The organism is Streptomyces sp. IBSBF 2435, from assembly GCF_036815005.1.
Lineage (GTDB): Bacteria > Actinomycetota > Actinomycetes > Streptomycetales > Streptomycetaceae > Actinacidiphila.
The window spans coordinates 1-16,293 of sequence record NZ_JAJSYW010000009.1; the positions used below are offsets into that span (position 1 = coordinate 1).

Annotated in this window: 14 protein-coding genes; 8 read left to right on the forward strand and 6 right to left on the reverse strand. The window is 72.4% G+C overall.

Annotated features, from left to right (window positions below; translation table 11 throughout):
• Positions 1-272 precede the first annotated feature (272 nt).
• Positions 273-1,796 (forward strand): flavin monoamine oxidase family protein, encoded by a 1,524-nt coding sequence (locus V7E46_RS03240; protein ID WP_333767014.1) that lies wholly within the window; start codon positions 273-275, stop codon positions 1,794-1,796.
• A 28-nt stretch (positions 1,797-1,824) separates the two neighbouring features.
• Here the strand turns inward: V7E46_RS03240 and V7E46_RS03245 are convergent, their stop codons facing one another.
• Complete coding sequence (locus V7E46_RS03245) at positions 1,825-2,703, reverse strand: bifunctional DNA primase/polymerase (protein WP_333766967.1); 879 nt, start codon at positions 2,701-2,703, stop codon at positions 1,825-1,827.
• 245 nt (positions 2,704-2,948) lie between these two features.
• Between V7E46_RS03245 and V7E46_RS03250 the strand changes: the two genes are divergently transcribed.
• Complete coding sequence (locus tag V7E46_RS03250; RefSeq protein WP_333766968.1) at positions 2,949-3,821, forward strand: Bax inhibitor-1/YccA family protein; 873 nt, start codon at positions 2,949-2,951, stop codon at positions 3,819-3,821.
• 90 nt (positions 3,822-3,911) lie between these two features.
• Here V7E46_RS03250 and V7E46_RS03255 read toward each other — a convergent pair whose 3' ends face one another.
• Complete coding sequence (locus tag V7E46_RS03255; RefSeq protein WP_329178450.1) at positions 3,912-4,145, reverse strand: DUF4287 domain-containing protein; 234 nt, start codon at positions 4,143-4,145, stop codon at positions 3,912-3,914.
• A gap of 120 nt (positions 4,146-4,265) precedes the next feature.
• Between V7E46_RS03255 and V7E46_RS03260 the strand changes: the two genes are divergently transcribed.
• On the forward strand, positions 4,266-4,583 hold the full coding sequence (locus V7E46_RS03260) for a hypothetical protein (RefSeq protein WP_333766969.1): 318 nt from the start codon (positions 4,266-4,268) through the stop codon (positions 4,581-4,583).
• A 13-nt stretch (positions 4,584-4,596) separates the two neighbouring features.
• Here the strand turns inward: V7E46_RS03260 and V7E46_RS03265 are convergent, their stop codons facing one another.
• The 3 genes from V7E46_RS03265 to V7E46_RS03275 all read right to left on the reverse strand — a co-directional run bounded on the left by V7E46_RS03265 (position 4,597) and on the right by V7E46_RS03275 (position 8,218).
• Complete coding sequence (locus V7E46_RS03265; RefSeq protein ID WP_333766970.1) at positions 4,597-5,403, reverse strand: hypothetical protein; 807 nt, start codon at positions 5,401-5,403, stop codon at positions 4,597-4,599.
• Positions 5,404-5,666: 263 nt separating this feature from the next.
• Positions 5,667-6,887: an acetyl-CoA C-acetyltransferase gene (locus tag V7E46_RS03270; protein WP_333766971.1), complete on the reverse strand. Its 1,221-nt coding sequence runs from the start codon at positions 6,885-6,887 to the stop codon at positions 5,667-5,669.
• A gap of 260 nt (positions 6,888-7,147) precedes the next feature.
• The gene (locus tag V7E46_RS03275; RefSeq protein ID WP_333766972.1) at positions 7,148-8,218 is read right to left on the reverse strand and encodes an SGNH/GDSL hydrolase family protein; all 1,071 of its coding nucleotides are present in this window, start codon (positions 8,216-8,218) and stop codon (positions 7,148-7,150) included.
• A gap of 150 nt (positions 8,219-8,368) precedes the next feature.
• Here V7E46_RS03275 and V7E46_RS03280 point away from each other — a divergent pair, with 150 nt between their 5' ends.
• Positions 8,369-9,757, forward strand: coding sequence for a cystathionine beta-synthase (locus tag V7E46_RS03280; protein WP_333766973.1), 1,389 nt, complete (start codon positions 8,369-8,371; stop codon positions 9,755-9,757).
• Positions 9,758-10,252: 495 nt separating this feature from the next.
• Here V7E46_RS03280 and V7E46_RS03285 read toward each other — a convergent pair whose 3' ends face one another.
• Positions 10,253-10,663 (reverse strand): hypothetical protein, encoded by a 411-nt coding sequence (locus V7E46_RS03285; protein ID WP_329178459.1) that lies wholly within the window; start codon positions 10,661-10,663, stop codon positions 10,253-10,255.
• A gap of 90 nt (positions 10,664-10,753) precedes the next feature.
• Here V7E46_RS03285 and V7E46_RS03290 point away from each other — a divergent pair, with 90 nt between their 5' ends.
• From V7E46_RS03290 to V7E46_RS03305, 4 genes are all read left to right on the forward strand, one after another.
• Complete coding sequence (locus V7E46_RS03290) at positions 10,754-12,127, forward strand: AMP-binding protein (protein ID WP_333766974.1); 1,374 nt, start codon at positions 10,754-10,756, stop codon at positions 12,125-12,127.
• Between the two features lie 222 nt (positions 12,128-12,349).
• Positions 12,350-14,524 carry an MMPL family transporter gene (locus V7E46_RS03295; protein WP_333766975.1) on the forward strand — a complete coding sequence of 725 codons (2,175 nt, stop codon included), beginning with the start codon at positions 12,350-12,352 and terminating at the stop codon, positions 14,522-14,524.
• Positions 14,525-14,744: 220 nt separating this feature from the next.
• Positions 14,745-15,608 (forward strand): MurR/RpiR family transcriptional regulator, encoded by an 864-nt coding sequence (locus tag V7E46_RS03300; RefSeq protein WP_333766976.1) that lies wholly within the window; start codon positions 14,745-14,747, stop codon positions 15,606-15,608.
• A 128-nt stretch (positions 15,609-15,736) separates the two neighbouring features.
• The gene (locus V7E46_RS03305; RefSeq protein WP_333766977.1) at positions 15,737-16,282 is read left to right on the forward strand and encodes a hypothetical protein; all 546 of its coding nucleotides are present in this window, start codon (positions 15,737-15,739) and stop codon (positions 16,280-16,282) included.
• The last annotated feature ends 11 nt before the right edge of the window (positions 16,283-16,293 follow it).

The following is a 16,293-nucleotide window of genomic DNA, read 5'->3' on the forward strand; positions in this document are numbered from 1 at the left end:
CGCGGCTTCCCGCGCCTTCCCCCACCTGTCCCCGCCATGCCGCTGCCCGCCGTTCCGGCCGGTCGTGCGGTCCCCGCGCCTGCGGCGCCGACCCCTGTAGCGGTCACCGGGCAGAGCTTCCCCTTACAGCGCTGACACGCGCTGAACGATCACGCGTAACGCCGCGCTGGGAAAGTCCGCTGCGCCAGTAGTGAAAGGGGACATGACAGATGACCCAGTTCAATCGACGTGCCTTCCTGCGTGCCGTCGGCGCGACAGGCGGGGCGGGCGCGATGCTCGCCACCATGGGGGCGCTCGGCCTCACGCCCACCGCAGAAGCGGCGTCCCGCGAGGCGGCCTTCCGTGCCCCGCGCCGGGGCGACTTCCACCTCACCGGGAGGGCCGCCGCCAAGGTGGTCGTGCTCGGCGGCGGCATCGCGGGCCTCACCACCGCGTACGAACTCGGCAAGGCGGGCTACGACTGCACGATCCTGGAGGCGCGGGACCGGCCGGGGGGCCGCAACTTCACCGTCAGGGGCGGCGACAGCACCACCGACCTGTACGGCAACCGCCAGACCGCGCGCTTCTCCGACGGCCAGTACATGAACGCCGGTCCCGCGCGTATCGCCCAGTGGATGATCACCCTCGACTACTGCCGTGAACTCGGCGTGCCCATCGAGGTCTTCACCAACGTCAACGCGGACACCTACCTCTACAACGAGTCGGCCGGTATGACCGCGCCGATGCGCTACCGCGCGGCCAAGGCCGATGTGTTCGGCTATGTGACGGAACTCCTGGCCAAGGCGTCCGACCAGGGTGCCCTCGACGAGGCCCTGACCGAGACCGACCGGGAACGCCTGATGGAATTCCTCAAGGACTATGGCGACCTCGGCAATACGCTGGACTACACCGGCAGTTCCCGCCGCGGCTATTCCGTCTGGCCGGCCGCCGCCGGCACTCCGGGAGTCGTGAACACCGATGTGCCCGCCGCTTCCGAGATCTTCGCCTCGGGAGTCGGCCGCTACTTCGCGTTCGAGTTCGAATTCGACCAGGCCATGCTGATGTTCCAGCCCGTCGGCGGCATGGACCGGATACCGCACGCGCTGGCCAGGGCGATCGGGACCCACAAGGTCTGCACCGGCTGCGCCGTCACCCAGGTCACCGACAAGGCGCACGGTGTCAGCGTGACGTACACCCAGGGCGGCCGGACGAAGGTCGTCGACGCGGACTACTGCGTCGCCGCCATGCCGCCGAACATCCTGGCCAAGGTCCCGCACAACCTCGGCCCCGGCGTCCAGTCGGCACTGCAGGCCATCACGCCCTCCTCGGCCGGGAAGATCGGCCTGGAATACCGCTCCCGCTGGTGGGAGACCGACCACCGGATCTACGGCGGCATCACCGAGACCGACCTCGACGTCACCCACATCTGGCACCCGTCCTACGGCTTCCACGGCGAGCGCGGTGTGATGATCGGCTACTACAACACCGGCTCCCGCGCGGACTCCTACGCCCAGCTCAGCCCCAAGGACCGCGAGGCGCGGGCCGTGGCGGCGGGCGTGAAGATCTACGGGGAGAAATACCGCAGCGAACTGGCCACGTCCTTCTCCCACCACTGGCGCCAGTTCCCCTACCAGGAGGCCGCCTGGCACAGCACCCCCGGCGGCCCGGACGCGGCACGCTACAAGCCGCTCAACGAACCCGCCGGCCACGTCTACTTCGCCGGTGACTGGCTCAGCTACATGGACGCCTGGCAGCACGGGGCCTTCAGTTCGGCCCGCAAGGCGGTCACCGCACTCCACCAGCGCGTGCTCGCCTGACGGCGGGCTCCCAAGGTGCCGCCCCGCATCACCGGTGCGGGGCGGCGCGGAGCCGGCCGGCCGACGCCACCGTGGCGGCGGCCTCGCGCTCGCTCAGCCCGGTGTGCACCGCGGCCGTCACCAGGGCCGGCGCCAGCGCGTCGCCCAGACCGGCGTCATAGGCGCGGCAGGCGGCCCAGAACAGCCGGCCGTTGCGTTCTCCTTCGTGTGAATCCAGCACGAACCGCACCAGGGCCGCGGCCCGCTTCTCGGCGGGATGCCGCGGCCCTGCCGCGTGCTTGGGCTGCCGGTCGTACGGCGACGGCGGGGGAGCGGCGAGCCGCAGCAGCGCCGCGGGCGCCGCGGCAAGGGGGTGCCCGGCGGCGCCGGGGGCGAGCAGATAGCGGCCGGCCACCGTACGCGAACCGGGCCCGACCACGTAACCGCCTTCGCCGCGTATGTCGATGCCCGGGGCCAGCCGGCCGGCCGAATTGGGGACCGGGCCCGGCGCGGACAGCCACAGATGACGGCCGCCGCTCGGGGTGAGCACGGTGACGGTCCCGGGCACGGCGAAGCGGTGCGTTTCGGCCAGGGCGCGCAGCGCGCCGATCCCGTCGGCGCCGTGCTTCACGTCGAGGTCCAGGCCGATCAGATGGTGCGGCCCGCGGCCACAGGCGACGCCGTAGCCCGTGGCCCAGGGGGCGACGGCGAAGAGGGCGCGGATACGGGCCGGGTCGGTGGTCGCGTCGTGCACGCCGTGCCCGGGCCTGCCGCATTCGCCGCGGCACATGGCGGCGGACCGCGGCTCGTCGCGGTGCGGGGAGCGGACGGCGGGCAGCTTGGTGCGGGACAGCGGAATGACGGGCAGGCCGCGGGCGGCGGTCAGCAGCGCCGCGTGCAGGGCGCGGGTGTGGTCGGGGCGTGCCATGGCCTGCTCCCTGGATTTCGAACGTGTGTTCGTCTGCACTCCTCAGTGATACCGCGCTGGGGCGCCGCCGTCCACCGCGTATTGCGCCGACGTGCCGAAGCGCACGTCACGCGTACGGGGGGCGCGCTGGTGGACGATGCGTGCGGAGCGGCATCCGGGGGAAGGTCACCGCTCGGAGCGGCCTCTTTTTTGCCAAGCCATTACTCTTGACGCAGAGCTGCAGGACGCGGCCATGGAGGAGTGAGATGAGGAGCAGCAACCCGGTCTTCTCCCGGCGGGGTTTCACCCGCGGGAACGACTACGCCGGCTTCGGGGCGCAGGGCACCCAAGGCGTGCCCGGTGGCCCGCAGGGCGGCAACCCGTACGCGCAGGCGCCGCGCAATCCCTACGACCAGCCGCAGTCCCTCACCGCCGAGAACCTGGAGCAGGCGTACGCGGCTCCCGCCGCGGGCCCCGCGCAGACCGGCCGGATGACGATCGACGACGTCGTCATGCGTACCGGCATCACGCTCGGCACCGTGGTCGTCGGCGCGGTCCTCGGCTGGGTCGCGCTGCCCGACAACACCGGCCTGGCGGTCGGCGCGGCGCTGATCGCGTTCGTGCTGGCCATGGTGCAGGCGTTCAAGCGCACGCCCGTACCCGCGCTGATCCTCGGCTACGCGGTCTTCGAGGGCGTCTTCCTCGGAGTGCTCAGCCGGGCGTACAACGAGGCGTGGCAGGGCGCCCCGGTCCAGGCGGTGCTGGGCACCATGGCGGTCTTCGCCGGCATGCTCTTCGCCTACCGGGCGCGGATCATCCGGGTCACCGCGCGCTATCAGCGGATCGGCCTGGCCGTCGCGGTCGGCTTCGTCCTGGCGATGGTGGTCAACCTGGTCTTCGCCGCCTTCGGCAGCTCCGACGGCCTGGGGCTGCGCACCGGCCCGCTCGGCATCGTCTTCTGCCTGCTCGGCATCGCGCTGGGCGCGTTCTTCCTGTCGCTGGACTTCAAGCAGGTCGAGGACGGCATCCGCGGCGGCGCTCCGCGGCGGGAGTCGTGGCTGGCGGCCTTCGGGCTGACGCTGTCGCTGGTGTGGATCTATCTGGAACTGCTGCGGCTGATCGCGATCCTGCGCGACTGACGCCCTGCCCGCCGCGCCCGGCGGGCACATGGACGTACGGGCTGCCCGGAAGCACCGCTTCCGGGCAGCCCGACGGCGTGGTGGAGGGGGTCAGAGCAGATTGCGCGCGGCCCGCCGCAGGTCGTACTCGTGGACGAGGGCCTTGGCGTAGCCGTAGGAGAGGTCGTGCTCGCTGCGGAGCCAGCTCACCTTCTCGTCGAAGCGGAAGAACGACGGCCCGTCGGCGAGGTCGGACAGCCAGTCGCTGACCTCGCGGCCTGTGCAGTGCGGGATGCGGTCGAGCAGATTCCGGTGGGTTTCCTCGGAGAAATGCGTTTGGGACATCGGCGCCTCCGGTCTGTGGTCCGGTCACCCCACCGTGCCCGAGCGGCCGGTCGTTGGCAACCATCCCGGGCGGCGGATATGGGTGCGAGGGTGACTCCCGTACCCCGATAGGGTCGCGCCATGCCGGAGCGCACCGATCTGAATGCCGCACTCGAACGCCTCGCGGGACGCCTGCGGGCACTTCCGCAGCGCAGGCTCCAGGCGGGCGCGGCGGCCACAGGCCTCGAACTGGCGCGCTGGCTGGACCGCGAGGCGCAGCTGCTGGAATTCCCCGGGCGCGAGCCGTACGTGATGCCGGACGACGGCGTCTTCGTGGTGGGCGACCAACTGGCCCTCGCCGGGCGCGAATTCCTCGCGGTGGCGACGCCGCCCGAGCACCGGGCGCTCCTGGCAGAGGCGCGCGAGCGGGTGGCGCGGGCGGCCAGGGCGGTGGACTAGACGAGCCGCGGCGTCACAGCGAGGCGACGACCCGGTCGGCCAGCACATAGACGCTCTCCTCGCCGAAGGCGAAGGTCAGCGCATAGGCGCCGGCTATCGCGGAGCCGCCGCGCAGCACCGGCACATCACCCCGGTCCAGGGCGTCGCACAGCCGCAGTGCGGTCTCCCGGTGCCCCGGCGTCATGCACAGCGTGGTGCCGTCGGCGAAGACGTAGACGTCGAGCGTGCCGAGCGGGCCGGGACGGACGTCGGACAGCGGCACCCGGCCGTCGGCGAGGTCGGCGAGCCGGTCGGCGGTCTGGTCCTGCGAGGCGACGACCGGGGACGGCGCGAATTCCGGCCCCGAGGGGTGCGGGATCGTGCCGGGCGCGGGCAGGGTCGCCTCAGGCGCCTCGGCGGCGTCGGATTCGAGTCCCGCGTCGAAGCCGCCGTCGAGGCCGGCGAAGTCGGCCTGCCGGGGCAGGTAGGGCAGGACGGGCGGCACCTCGTAGTCGCCGCCGGGCAGCGTGCCGTCCGTACCGGTGCCGGAGAGCCCGCCGCGGAAGAAGGGCGCGTCGCCGGCGGTCTCGCGGGCCTCCTGCTCGGCCCAGAAGGCGCGGGCCTCGGCCAGTTCGCGCTCCCGCTCGTCGGCGAGGGCGTCGGCGACCGCGGCCCTGATGTCGCCGGCCGGGACACGCTGCCCCGGCACGCACGCCCCGGCCAGGTCCCGGCGCAGCGCGGACAGCTCGCGGCGCACACCGCGGGCGGACAGTATGGCGGCGGAACCCGCCGCCACGGCAAGCCCCGCGGCGACCAGCAGGACGGTGAAGTTGGCACTCACTGACGTTCTCCCGACTGACGCGACCCGAGCAATGCCCACTGGGGCATTGGACGAAACTTCCCCTCACCTCACTGTGCCGGTAAACCCCGGGCCTCCGCAGTGCGTAAAAGCATGAGTTGAGTAGGTCTGGGAGCCTGTCCGGTTTTTGTACAGACGGTTGACCTGCAAAAAGGCACCGCCCCCGGGAAAAGTCACGTCCCGGGGGCGATTTGATTGCGACTTACATCACAACTACGTGTACGCAGTCACCTGGCGGCGGAGTGTCACGAAAGCCGCTCGATGACCATGGCCATACCCTGCCCGCCGCCGACGCACATGGTCTCCAGGCCGAACTGCTTGTCGTGGAATTGCAGGCTGTTGACCAGCGTCCCGGTGATGCGCGCGCCGGTCATGCCGAACGGGTGGCCGACCGCGATGGCGCCGCCGTTGACGTTCAGCCGGTCCAGGTCGATGCCCAGGTCGCGGTAGGACGGGATGACCTGGGCGGCGAAGGCCTCGTTGATCTCGACCAGGTCGATGTCGCCGATCGCCATCCCGGCCCGCCGCAGCGCCTGCTGCGAGGCCTCGACCGGGCCGTAGCCCATGATCTCGGGGGACAGCCCCGACACGCCGGTGGAGACCACCCGCGCCAGCGGGGTGACGCCCAGCTCCCGCGCCTTGGTGTCGGACATGATCACCAGCGCGGCCGCGCCGTCGTTGAGCGGGCAGCAGTTGCCCGCGGTCACGGTGCCGTCGGGCCGGAAGACCGGCTTGAGGCCCTGGACGCCCTCCATGGTCACTCCCGGCCGGGGACCGTCGTCCGCGGCCACCACGGTGCCGTCAGGCAGCGTCACGGGGGTGATCTCGCGCTCCCAGAAGCCGTTCCCGAGCGCCTTCTCGGCCAGATTCTGCGACCGCACGCCGAATTCGTCCTGGTCCTGCCGCGTGACGCCCTTGAGCGCCGCCAGATTCTCGGCCGTCTGCCCCATCGCGATGTACGCGTCGGGCACCAGCCCGTCCTCGCGCGGGTCGTGCCAGCCGGCCCCGCTCTGCTCGGCCCGCGCGGCCGTGCGCGCGACGGCGTCGCCGAACAGCGGGTTCATCGTGTCGGGCAGGGTGTCGGAGTTGCCCTTCACGAACCGCGACACCATCTCGACGCCGGCCGAGACGAAGACGTCGCCCTCACCTGCCTTGATGGCGTGCATCGCCATCCGGGTGGTCTGCAGCGACGAGGAGCAGTAGCGGGTGACGGTGCAGCCCGGCAGGTGGTCCATGCCCATCTGCACCGCGACGATCCGGGCCAGGTTGAAGCCCTGCTCGCCGCCCGGCAGTCCGCAGCCCAGCATCAGGTCGTCGATGTCGCGCGGGTCGAGCTGCGGCACCTTGGCGAGCGCCGTGCTGATGATCGTGGCGGCCAGGTCGTCCGGGCGCAGATCCTTGAGCGACCCCTTGAAGGCGCGGCCGATGGGCGAACGGGCGGCAGAGACGATGACGGCTTCGGGCATCGCGACACTCCTCGGCGAGCTGCGGGCGGACGTGGTGCGTGGTGCTGCGGGCGGTGCCGCGGGGATGCGCGCGTCCCGGCGACCCGGGGCGCCCGGCACACGGCCGCGGACTCTCTGGAAAGTTACCCGTACGTATCGCAGCGAGTCACCGGGCGGCCGCTGTGATGCGGACTACTTTCTGAGCGCTTGCTTACCCGCGATGCTACGCCCGTACCCCACCGCGGCGGGAGCGGTACCGGCCGGCGCGCGTCCGCCGGGAGCTACGCCGACCGGTGCGCGGCGCCCTCCTCGTCCGCGCCCCGCGGCCCTTCCGCGTCCCCGGCGTCCGGCTGGGGATGCTCCTGCGCCAGCAGCCGCCGCCTGCGCCGCTTGATCAGCACCCAGCGCCCGCGCGGCCCCGACGCCGTGTCCCGCGCCGCGGTGACCTCGGTGCCGCCCTCCGCGGCGGCCTCGGCCGCCGCCTGGGCGACCGGCAGGAAGCCCTCGCCGCGCCGGACGTCCGGCCGCTCGTCGGTCTGCGGCCACACGCCCAGCGCGGCACACAGCGTCGGCAGTACGGCCATGGCGGCGGTCGCGTAGCCCTCGGCAGAGGGGTGGAAATTGTCCGGGCCGAACAGCTCGCGCGGCCTGGCCTCGAACTCCGGCCCCAGCAGGTCGCCGAGCGAGACGGTGCGCCCGCCCACCCCCACCACCGCGATGGTCTGCGCGGCGGCCAGCTGGCGGCTCATCCGGCGGGCCAGCCAGCGCAGCGGCTGGTAGACCGGCTCGACGGAGCCCAGGTCGGGGCAGGTGCCGACGATCACCTCCACGCCGGCCGCGCGCAGCCGGCGCACCGCGTCGGACAGCAGCCGGACCGAGGTGGCCGGCGGCATGCGGTGGGTGACGTCGTTGGCGCCGATCATGATCACCGCCACGTCGGGCGGCGGCGCCGCCGGGTCCAGGACCAGCGCCACCTGGCGGGGCAGATCGTCGGACTGGGCGCCCGGCTGTGCGACGTTGACCAGCTTCACCGGTCTTTCCGCGACCGCCGCCAGGCCCGAGGCGAGCAGCGCGCCCGGCGTCTCCCTGGCCCGGTGCACACCCTGCCCCGCGGCCGTGGAGTCGCCGAGGAAGACCAGCCGCAGCGGCGGCTCCCCGGTGCGGTGCGCGAACGCGGAACCGTACCGGCCGTCCGCCCGCGGCGGTACGTCCCCCGAGCCGCCGACCACCCGCTTGGCCAGCCGGACCTCCGCCAGCACCAGACCGAGCGCGGCTCCGCCCAGCAGGCTGACCCCGCCACCGCCGAACGCCGCCGCGGTCACGATCCGCCGTGCCACCCTCGCCCTCGACATCGAGCCCGCTCACCTCCTGTGTACTAGCCGGTACTAGATCCTGCTTGCCCAGAACGACACCCCGGGCAACGCCGACGTCGGTGTTTCGCTCCGGTCCGCGCGCAGCACCTAGGCTGACCCCACCATCACGGAGAACCCGGAGACACTACGGTGCAGTTTCACGACTCGATGATCAGCCTCGTCGGCAACACCCCGCTGGTGAAGCTGAACAGTGTGACCGAGGGCATTCAGGCGACCGTCCTGGCCAAGGTCGAGTACTTCAACCCCGGCGGTTCGGTGAAGGACCGCATCGCACTGCGCATGATCGAGGCCGCGGAGCGCAGCGGCGAGCTGAAGCCCGGCGGCACCATTGTGGAGCCGACCTCGGGCAACACCGGTGTGGGCCTGGCCATCGTCGCCCAGCGCAAGGGCTACCACTGCATCTTCGTCTGTCCTGACAAGGTCTCGACGGACAAGATCAACGTCCTGCGGGCCTATGGCGCCGAGGTGGTCGTCTGCCCGACGGCCGTCGACCCGGAGCACCCGGACTCGTACTACAACGTGTCCGACCGCCTGGTGCGCGAGACCCCGAACGCCTGGAAGCCCGACCAGTACAGCAACCCCAACAACGCGCTGTCGCACTACGAGTCCACGGGACCCGAGCTGTGGCAGCAGACCGACGGGCGGATCACCCACTTCGTGGCGGGCGTCGGCACCGGCGGCACCATCTCCGGGACCGGCCGCTACCTCAAGGACATCAGCGAGGGCCGGGTCCAGGTCATCGGCGCCGACCCCGAGGGCTCGGTCTACAGCGGCGGTTCGGGGCGGCCGTACCTGGTCGAGGGCGTCGGTGAGGACTTCTGGCCGGGCGCCTACGACCCCGACCTCGCCGACGAGGTCCTGGCCGTCTCCGACAAGGACTCCTTCCAGATGACCCGGCGGCTGGCCCGCGAGGAGGGCCTGCTGGTCGGCGGCTCGTGCGGGATGGCGGTCGTGGCGGCGCTCAAGGTCGCCGAGCGGCTCGGCCCGGACGACGTGATCGTCGTCCTGCTGCCGGACAGCGGCCGCGGCTATCTGTCGAAGATCTTCAGCGATGTGTGGATGAGCTCGCACGGCTTCCTCGACGAGAGCGAGGGCGAGGCGCGCGTCGCCGACGTCCTCGCGCACAAGGAGGGCGGGATGCCGCAGCTGGTCCACATGCACCCGGACGAGACGGTCGGCCAGGCGATCGAGGTGCTGCGCGAATACGGCGTCTCGCAGATGCCCGTGGTCAGGCCGGGGGCCGGCCACCCCGACGTGATGGCGGCCGAGGTGATCGGCTCGGTGGTGGAGCGGGATCTGCTGGACGCGCTGTTCTCCAAGCGCGCCACCCTGGAGGACCCGCTGGACAAGCACCTGTCCCCGCCGCTGCCCCAGGTCGGCTCGGGCGAGCCGGTCGCCGGCCTGATGACCGTGCTGGAGGCCGCGGACGCGGCGATCGTGCTGATCGCGGGCAAGCCGTCCGGCGTCGTCAGCCGCCAGGACCTGCTGGCCTTCCTGGCCGGGCACGGCGGGGCCTGAGCCGCCCGGCGGGCCGCCGCGGCGGTCCCGCCGCCCGGTCGGCGGAGATTCGCGGAACTGGTACACCCACGACACGTACGCGCAGCACGGACTTAACACGCGTCCGGCAGATTGGGTGTTGTCGAAAGGGCAGGTACTCCACCGGCCCGGACGGCACACCAACGGCGCCAAGGACCTCCGGAGCGGCTCCCGGACTCCATGGTGACCTGGACGCGCCAGCCCGGTCCTGACCCGGCTCGCGTCCCTCGCGGGGACCGCCGTCGTCCCGCCCTCCGGACTCGCTCCGGGGGTGCGGCGGTCCCCGCGATTAACGTTGTCCGCTCACGGCGTCCGCGACCTCGGCGCACGCGGGGGGGGGGGGGGGGGCGGGCGGCGGGGGGGGGGCCCCCCGGGGGGGGGGGGGCGGCCCCNCCCCCCCCCCCCCCCCCCCCCCCCCCCCCCCCCCCCCCCCCCCCCCCCCGCGGCCATGTGCGGCGGCTTCGCCGCAACCGGCGCTCAGTCGCCGTCCTGGCGGTGCCTCGACGCGAGCACGTTGGTCAGTCCCTGGACGAGATTCACCCCGATGATGCCCGCCCAGCTGATGAACAGCCCCGCGGTGCCGGCGTTCGCCACCCCGATGGCCGACAGCGGGATCGCCAGGATCAGCGTGAAACCGGCGAATCCGTAGCGGGCGAACCGCGCGCTGGGCTGCGGCGGGCCGATCGGGCGGCGGTCGGCGCGGGCCAACGACGTCTGCTGCTGAGCGAGTTCGCGGCGCACCCGCTCCTCGACACGCCTGTCGACGCGCTCTGTCACCTTCTCGATGAACGAGTCGATGAGTTCCGACTCGTACTCCGCTCCCAGATCCTTGCGGGCCTGCAAGGTGGCGGAGAGTTCTTTGCTGAGTTCCGGGTCGCGGGCGTCCATACGCTCACGGTAGAGAGCCCGGCAGGTGGGCGACACTGGGGTTAGCCCCCGATTTTCCCGGGGGCCAGCCGTCCGGAGGAGGACCATTCCATGGCCGACGTACCGCTGCTGACCGCCCTTCACGGGGGCGCCGACCGGGCGGACGCGGTGACCGTCGACGGGCGGAGCTGCTCGTACGGGGACCTGCTGGGAGCGGCCGGCGCGGTCGCCAGGCGGGTGGCGGGGGCCGAGGCCTTCGCGGTCAGGGCCACGGCGTCCCTGGAGACGGTGGCGGCGGTGGTCGGCGGACTGCTCGCCGGGGTGCCCGTGGTGCCGCTCGCGCCGGACGCGGGTCCCGCGGAGAGCGAGCACATCCTGCGGGACTCCGGCGCCGAGGTCGTGCCGGTGGACTTCGCGGAGCGCGCGGACTTCCCGGTGTCCGCCGTTCCGCCGCCCGGCCACGCGAACGCGTCCCACGGGCGCACCTACCGGGGCGCGGCCCTGGTGCTCTACACCTCGGGGACGACCGGGCCGCCCAAGGGCGTGCTGATCTCGCGCGCGGCCATCGCGGCCGACCTCGACGCACTGGCGCAGGCGTGGCAATGGACCGCGGAGGACACCCTGGTCCACGGACTGCCGCTGTTCCACGTCCACGGCCTGGTGCTCGGCGTCCTGGGTGCCCTGCGCACCGGCAGCCGGCTGGTGCACACCGGCCGGCCCACCCCGCAGGCGTACGCGGCGGCGGGCGGCAGCCTCTACTTCGGGGTGCCCACGGTGTGGCACCGGGTGGCGCGCGACGAGGCCGCGGCAAGGGCGCTGGCCGGCGCGCGGCTGCTGGTGTCGGGCAGCGCGCCGCTGCCCGCGCCCGTCTTCCGCGACCTGCGGGCGCTGACCGGCCAGGCGCCGGTGGAGCGCTACGGCATGACGGAGACGCTGATCACCGTGAGCGCGCGGGCCGGGGGCGCGCGTACGCCGGGCGCGGTCGGCACCGCGCTGCCCGGCATCGCCACCCGCATCGCCGACGCCGTCGACGGTGTCGGTGAACTCCAGGTGAAAGGTCCCACGCTCTTCGACGGCTATCTGGGGCGGCCGGAAGCGACGGCGGCGTCGTACACCGCGGACGGCTGGTTCCGTACCGGCGACATCGCGGCGATCGGGGCGGACGGCACGCACCGGATCGTCGGCCGGGCCTCGACCGACCTGATCAAGTCCGGCGGCTACCGGATCGGCGCGGGCGAGGTGGAGAACGCCCTGCTCGACCATCCGGCGGTGCGGGAGGCGGCCGTCGTCGGGGCGCCGCATCCGGACCTGGGGCAGGAAGTCGTCGCCTATGTGGTGGCAGACGGTGTGAGCGCCGCTGAGCTGACGGACTTCGTCGCGTCGCGACTGTCGGTGCACAAGCGGCCGCGCACGGTCCGCTTCCTCGCCGAACTGCCGCGCAATGCCATGGGCAAGCCCCAAAAGCGGTTGCTGCCTCCGGCCTGACCGGGGTAGGGCTTAGGGCAACAGGCCTGCTCGGACGGGTCGCCCCGGTGGCGTGGGACACCCGACCCCGGGGTTGCTCCTAGCCGGGCGGCAAGTAAGCTCAAGCCTCAGACACGATGCCCGCACCAACCGGGCGGCCCGCCCCGGCCGCCCGGGTCGCCGATACCCCGGTCCCGCTCCGACGGGTGGCGGTGATACGTCCTGCCATGGAGGCAGCACCGCATGTTCCACCGCATTGGACGCACAGTCGTCCGCCATCCCGTATGGACCATCGTCGCGTGGGTGATCGCGGCCGTCGCGATCATCGCGACGGCGCCGAGCCTGCCGTCCAACAGCGACGAGAGCAGCTTCCTGCCCAGCAGCTATGAATCCATCAAGGCCATGGACCTGCAGGAGAAGGCCTTCCCCTCGGCCTTCAGCCCGTCCGCGATCGTCCTGTACGAGCGGGCCGACCACGGCAAGCTGACGGCGACCGACAAGGCCGACATCGCCAAAATCACCAAGGGACTCGGTCAGAAGAAGATCGACCAGGTCCAGAAGGTGACCGACGGCACGCCGTCCAAGGACGGCAAGTTCGACACCGCGCTGGTCCAGATGGACAAGAAGTCGCAAGGCCAGCCGAAGCAGGCCGATGCGGCGAAGGCGCTGCGTGACGACTCCACGGCGCTGGCCAAGGGCACCGCACTCAAGGTGCAGGTCGGCGGTCAGGCCGCACAGAACCTCGACCAGCAGGACGCGGGCAAGACCTCCGACGCAGTGGCGCTGATCGGCTCGCTGCTGATCATCATCATCACGCTGGCGATCATCTTCCGGTCCCCACTGATCGCCGTCATGCCGCTGATCCTGCTCGTCGGTGTGGTCTTCACGGTCGCCAACGCCCTGATCGCCGACGCCACCAAGGTCTTCGGACTGCAGGCCAACAGCTCGATCTCGGCGCTGCTGATCGTGGTGGTGCTGGGCGTCGGCACCGACTACTTCCTCTTCCTGATGTTCCGCTACCGGGAACGGCTGCGGGCGGGTGACGAACCCAAGGAAGCGATGATCAACAGTGTCACCCGGGTCGGCGAGGCCATCGCCTCGGCGGCCGGCGCGGTCATCATCGCCTTCTGCGCGCTGGCGCTGTCCACCCTGGGCTTCCTCACCCAGCTCGGCCCGGCCCTGGCCATCCTGGTGGCCGTCACCTTGGTGGCGGGGCTGACGCTCTTCCCGGCGATCTGCTCGCTGATCCCGCCGCGCATCCTGTTCTGGCCCGGCAAGAAGTGGGACCAGGAGCCCACCGGCACCCGCTTCGCCTCCATCGGCAAGCTGGTCGGCCGCAGGTCCGGAATGGTGGCGATCGTCTCCGGCCTGGTGATGGTGCTGCTCGCGCTCGGAACCCTCGGCTACAAGGCGTCCTACGACCTGGCGTCCGGCTCGATCCCGAAGACCAAGGAGTCGATGGTCGTCCAGGACACCCTGTCCACGGCGTACTCCGCCGGAGCCGCCGAGCCGACCAACGTCTACCTCACCAGCACCGCGGGCAAGCCGCTGCCGGCCGACTTCACCTCGTACGCCGACAAGCTGCGCGGGGCCGACGGGGTCGCGGACGTCACCTTCGACCAGAAGACCGACCTGAACAAGGCCGGGACCACGGCCAACTTCACCGTGACGCTCAAGTACGAGGCGGCGAGCGACCAGGCCATCAAGGCGGTCGGGGACGTCCGCACCGTCGCCCACGACAACGCGCCGCCCGGTACCGAGGCCTACGTCGGCGGTTCCTCGTCGGTCTTCAAGGACATCAACGCGGCCGTCAACCACGACTACCGCACGGTCTTCCCGGTGGCCGCGGTGCTCATCATGGTCATCCTGGGCCTGCTGCTGCGCAGTGTGGTCGCGCCCTGGTACCTGATCGCGTCGGTCGGCCTCGGCTTCGGCGCGACGCTCGGCGCGACGGTGCTGATCTTCGGCCGCGGCGACGGGCTGATCTTCCTGCTGCCGATCATCATGTACCTGTTCGTGGTCGCCATCGGCACGGACTACAACATCCTGATGATCGCGCGGCTCAGGGAAGAGGCCAGAGAAGGCCGCGACCCGCGTGAGGCGGCCAGCATGGCGCTGCGGCACGCGGGTCCGACGATCGGCGCGGCCGGCCTGATCCTCGCGGCGACCTTCGCCACGCTGATGCTGTCGGGCAACGCCTTCCTGACCCAGATGGGCTTCGCGGTCGCCTTCGGCATCGTGGTGGCGGCCTTCGTGATGGCGATGTTCTTCACGCCGAGCCTCACCGCGCTGATCGGTCACGCGGCCTGGTGGCCGGGGCACGCCGACCGGGCCGAGCCGCTGGAGGCCGGGGCCGCGACAGCGGGCGGCACCGGTGACGCACACGATACGGAGCTGGACGAGTCCCGGCGGCGCTGAGCTGCTGCTTCGCCGGCGGCAGCCGGGTTGTCCACAGGGCCGGACAGGTGTCGATCACCTGTCCGGCCCTTTCGGTTACGCTGAGGCAGCAGCCAGTGACCGGCACTCCCGGGCGGGCGCTGCCCGGCATGGTCGCGGCTCTTGCCCGAACTGCATACCGTCATGCAGAGTCTTGGGCGAGTGAATAAGTGCCGGTGGACGGGGTCAGGGATGAACGGCGATGGGTAGTGCGGCCGGGGCCGAGCAGGGGACCGCGACCGGCGGCGCGTGCCGGCTGCTGAAGCTCTTCGAGGCGCACCGGCTGACACCCACGCAGCGCAGGATCGCGCACTGCCTGGTGCGCAGAGCCGTCGACGCGCCCTTCCTGTCCAGCGTGGAGGTGGCCGAACTCGCGGGCGTCAGCCAGCCGTCCGTGACCCGCTTCGCGGTGGCGCTCGGCTTCGACGGCTATCCGGCGCTGCGCAAGCACCTGCGCGAGGTGCCGTCGTCCGCCGCGCCGGACGCGGCGGGCGGCAACGAGTACCAGCAGGCGGTGCACGCCGAGATCGAGAATCTGCGGCATCTCGCGGCGCTGCTCGCCGACCCGGGGCCGGTCGCCCGGGCCGGCGCGCTGCTCGCCGGCTCGGTGCCGCTGCCGGTGCTCGGGCTGCGGGCGGCCGGGGCGCAGGCCCGCGGGTTCGCCTATTTCGCGGCCAAGGTCCACCCGGACGTGCGGCTGCTGGACGAGGGCGGCACGATGCTCGCCGACCGGATCGACGCGGCGGCGCGCGCGGGGGCCGGCGCGCTGCTCTGCTTCGCGCTGCCCCGGCACCCGCGGGAGGTGGTCGACGCGCTGGCCCACGCGCAGGAGGCGGGGCTGACCGTGGTCACCGTGGCTGACAGCGCGTTCGCGCCGGTCGCCGCGCACAGCGACGTGCTGCTGCCGGCCGCCGTCGGGACGGGCCTGGCGTTCGACACCGCGTGCGCGCCGATGCTGCTCGGCCGGGTGCTGCTGGAGTCGATGTGCGACGAACTTCCGGACGCGCAGGCGCGGCTGGAGGAGTTCGACACGCAGGCCGCGGCGCGCGGGGTCTTCGCGGAGTGAAGGGCGCCGGCCGTTCGCGGTGCGGCCGGACGAGTACGTCTTAACGAAAATCTGAGAATCGCGAAGTAACCTCCCCAGCACTTGTCAGGCGATGCCGTGCGGTGGACACGGCGGGGAGGAGGCGCGACGTGGTGCGCGGGGCCTACACATTGGCGCGGGTGGCGGTGGCGGTACGGACGGCGGGGACCTGGCTGTGGTGGCTGGGTGTCGTCGCGGCGGTGCCCGGAACCGCGGTGACCTTCAGTCCCACCGGACGGCGGATCGGCGTACTCGCCGGCGCCGCCCTCTTCATCATCGCGGCGGTGGCCGCGTTCGTCGTACGCGGCGGCCGGCACACCGCCCGCGCCGAGGCGGCGACCAGGGCCGCGAAGGGGGTCTTCCTCCAGGACCGCAGGGTCACCGCCCGCGCCTGGTCGCGGCGGCGCCGGTGGTGGCTCGTCGCGGCCTTCGCCGTGGCGGCGGCCTCCTCCGCCGTCCTGCCCTGCGCGGGCGGGATGCTCCTCGCCGGCCTCGGTGCCGGGCTGTTCGCGAGGTCGCTGCGGCTCGCGCGGATCGAACGGGACAGGGACGCGCTGCTGTGGGTCCGCCCCGACGGCGACCCCGCCGCCTACCAGCTCACCGGCACGGCCGCGGGGGACGCCGCACCCGGCGGCGCCCGTCGCCGACGGGGCTGAGCCGCTGCCAG

Coding starts and splice junctions, on each gene's coding strand:
- V7E46_RS03260 (WP_333766969.1), top strand. CDS start 4,266: ATGCCGGAGCGCACCGATCTGAATGCCGCACTCGAACGCCTCGCGGGA.
- V7E46_RS03250 (WP_333766968.1), top strand. CDS start 2,949: ATGAGGAGCAGCAACCCGGTCTTCTCCCGGCGGGGTTTCACCCGCGGG.
- V7E46_RS03295 (WP_333766975.1), top strand. CDS start 12,350: ATGTTCCACCGCATTGGACGCACAGTCGTCCGCCATCCCGTATGGACC.
- V7E46_RS03275 (WP_333766972.1), bottom strand. CDS start 8,218: ATGTCGAGGGCGAGGGTGGCACGGCGGATCGTGACCGCGGCGGCGTTC.
- V7E46_RS03285 (WP_329178459.1), bottom strand. CDS start 10,663: ATGGACGCCCGCGACCCGGAACTCAGCAAAGAACTCTCCGCCACCTTG.
- V7E46_RS03290 (WP_333766974.1), top strand. CDS start 10,754: ATGGCCGACGTACCGCTGCTGACCGCCCTTCACGGGGGCGCCGACCGG.
- V7E46_RS03245 (WP_333766967.1), bottom strand. CDS start 2,703: ATGGCACGCCCCGACCACACCCGCGCCCTGCACGCGGCGCTGCTGACC.
- V7E46_RS03270 (WP_333766971.1), bottom strand. CDS start 6,887: ATGCCCGAAGCCGTCATCGTCTCTGCCGCCCGTTCGCCCATCGGCCGC.
- V7E46_RS03240 (WP_333767014.1), top strand. CDS start 273: ATGCTCGCCACCATGGGGGCGCTCGGCCTCACGCCCACCGCAGAAGCG.
- V7E46_RS03300 (WP_333766976.1), top strand. CDS start 14,745: ATGGGTAGTGCGGCCGGGGCCGAGCAGGGGACCGCGACCGGCGGCGCG.
- V7E46_RS03255 (WP_329178450.1), bottom strand. CDS start 4,145: ATGTCCCAAACGCATTTCTCCGAGGAAACCCACCGGAATCTGCTCGAC.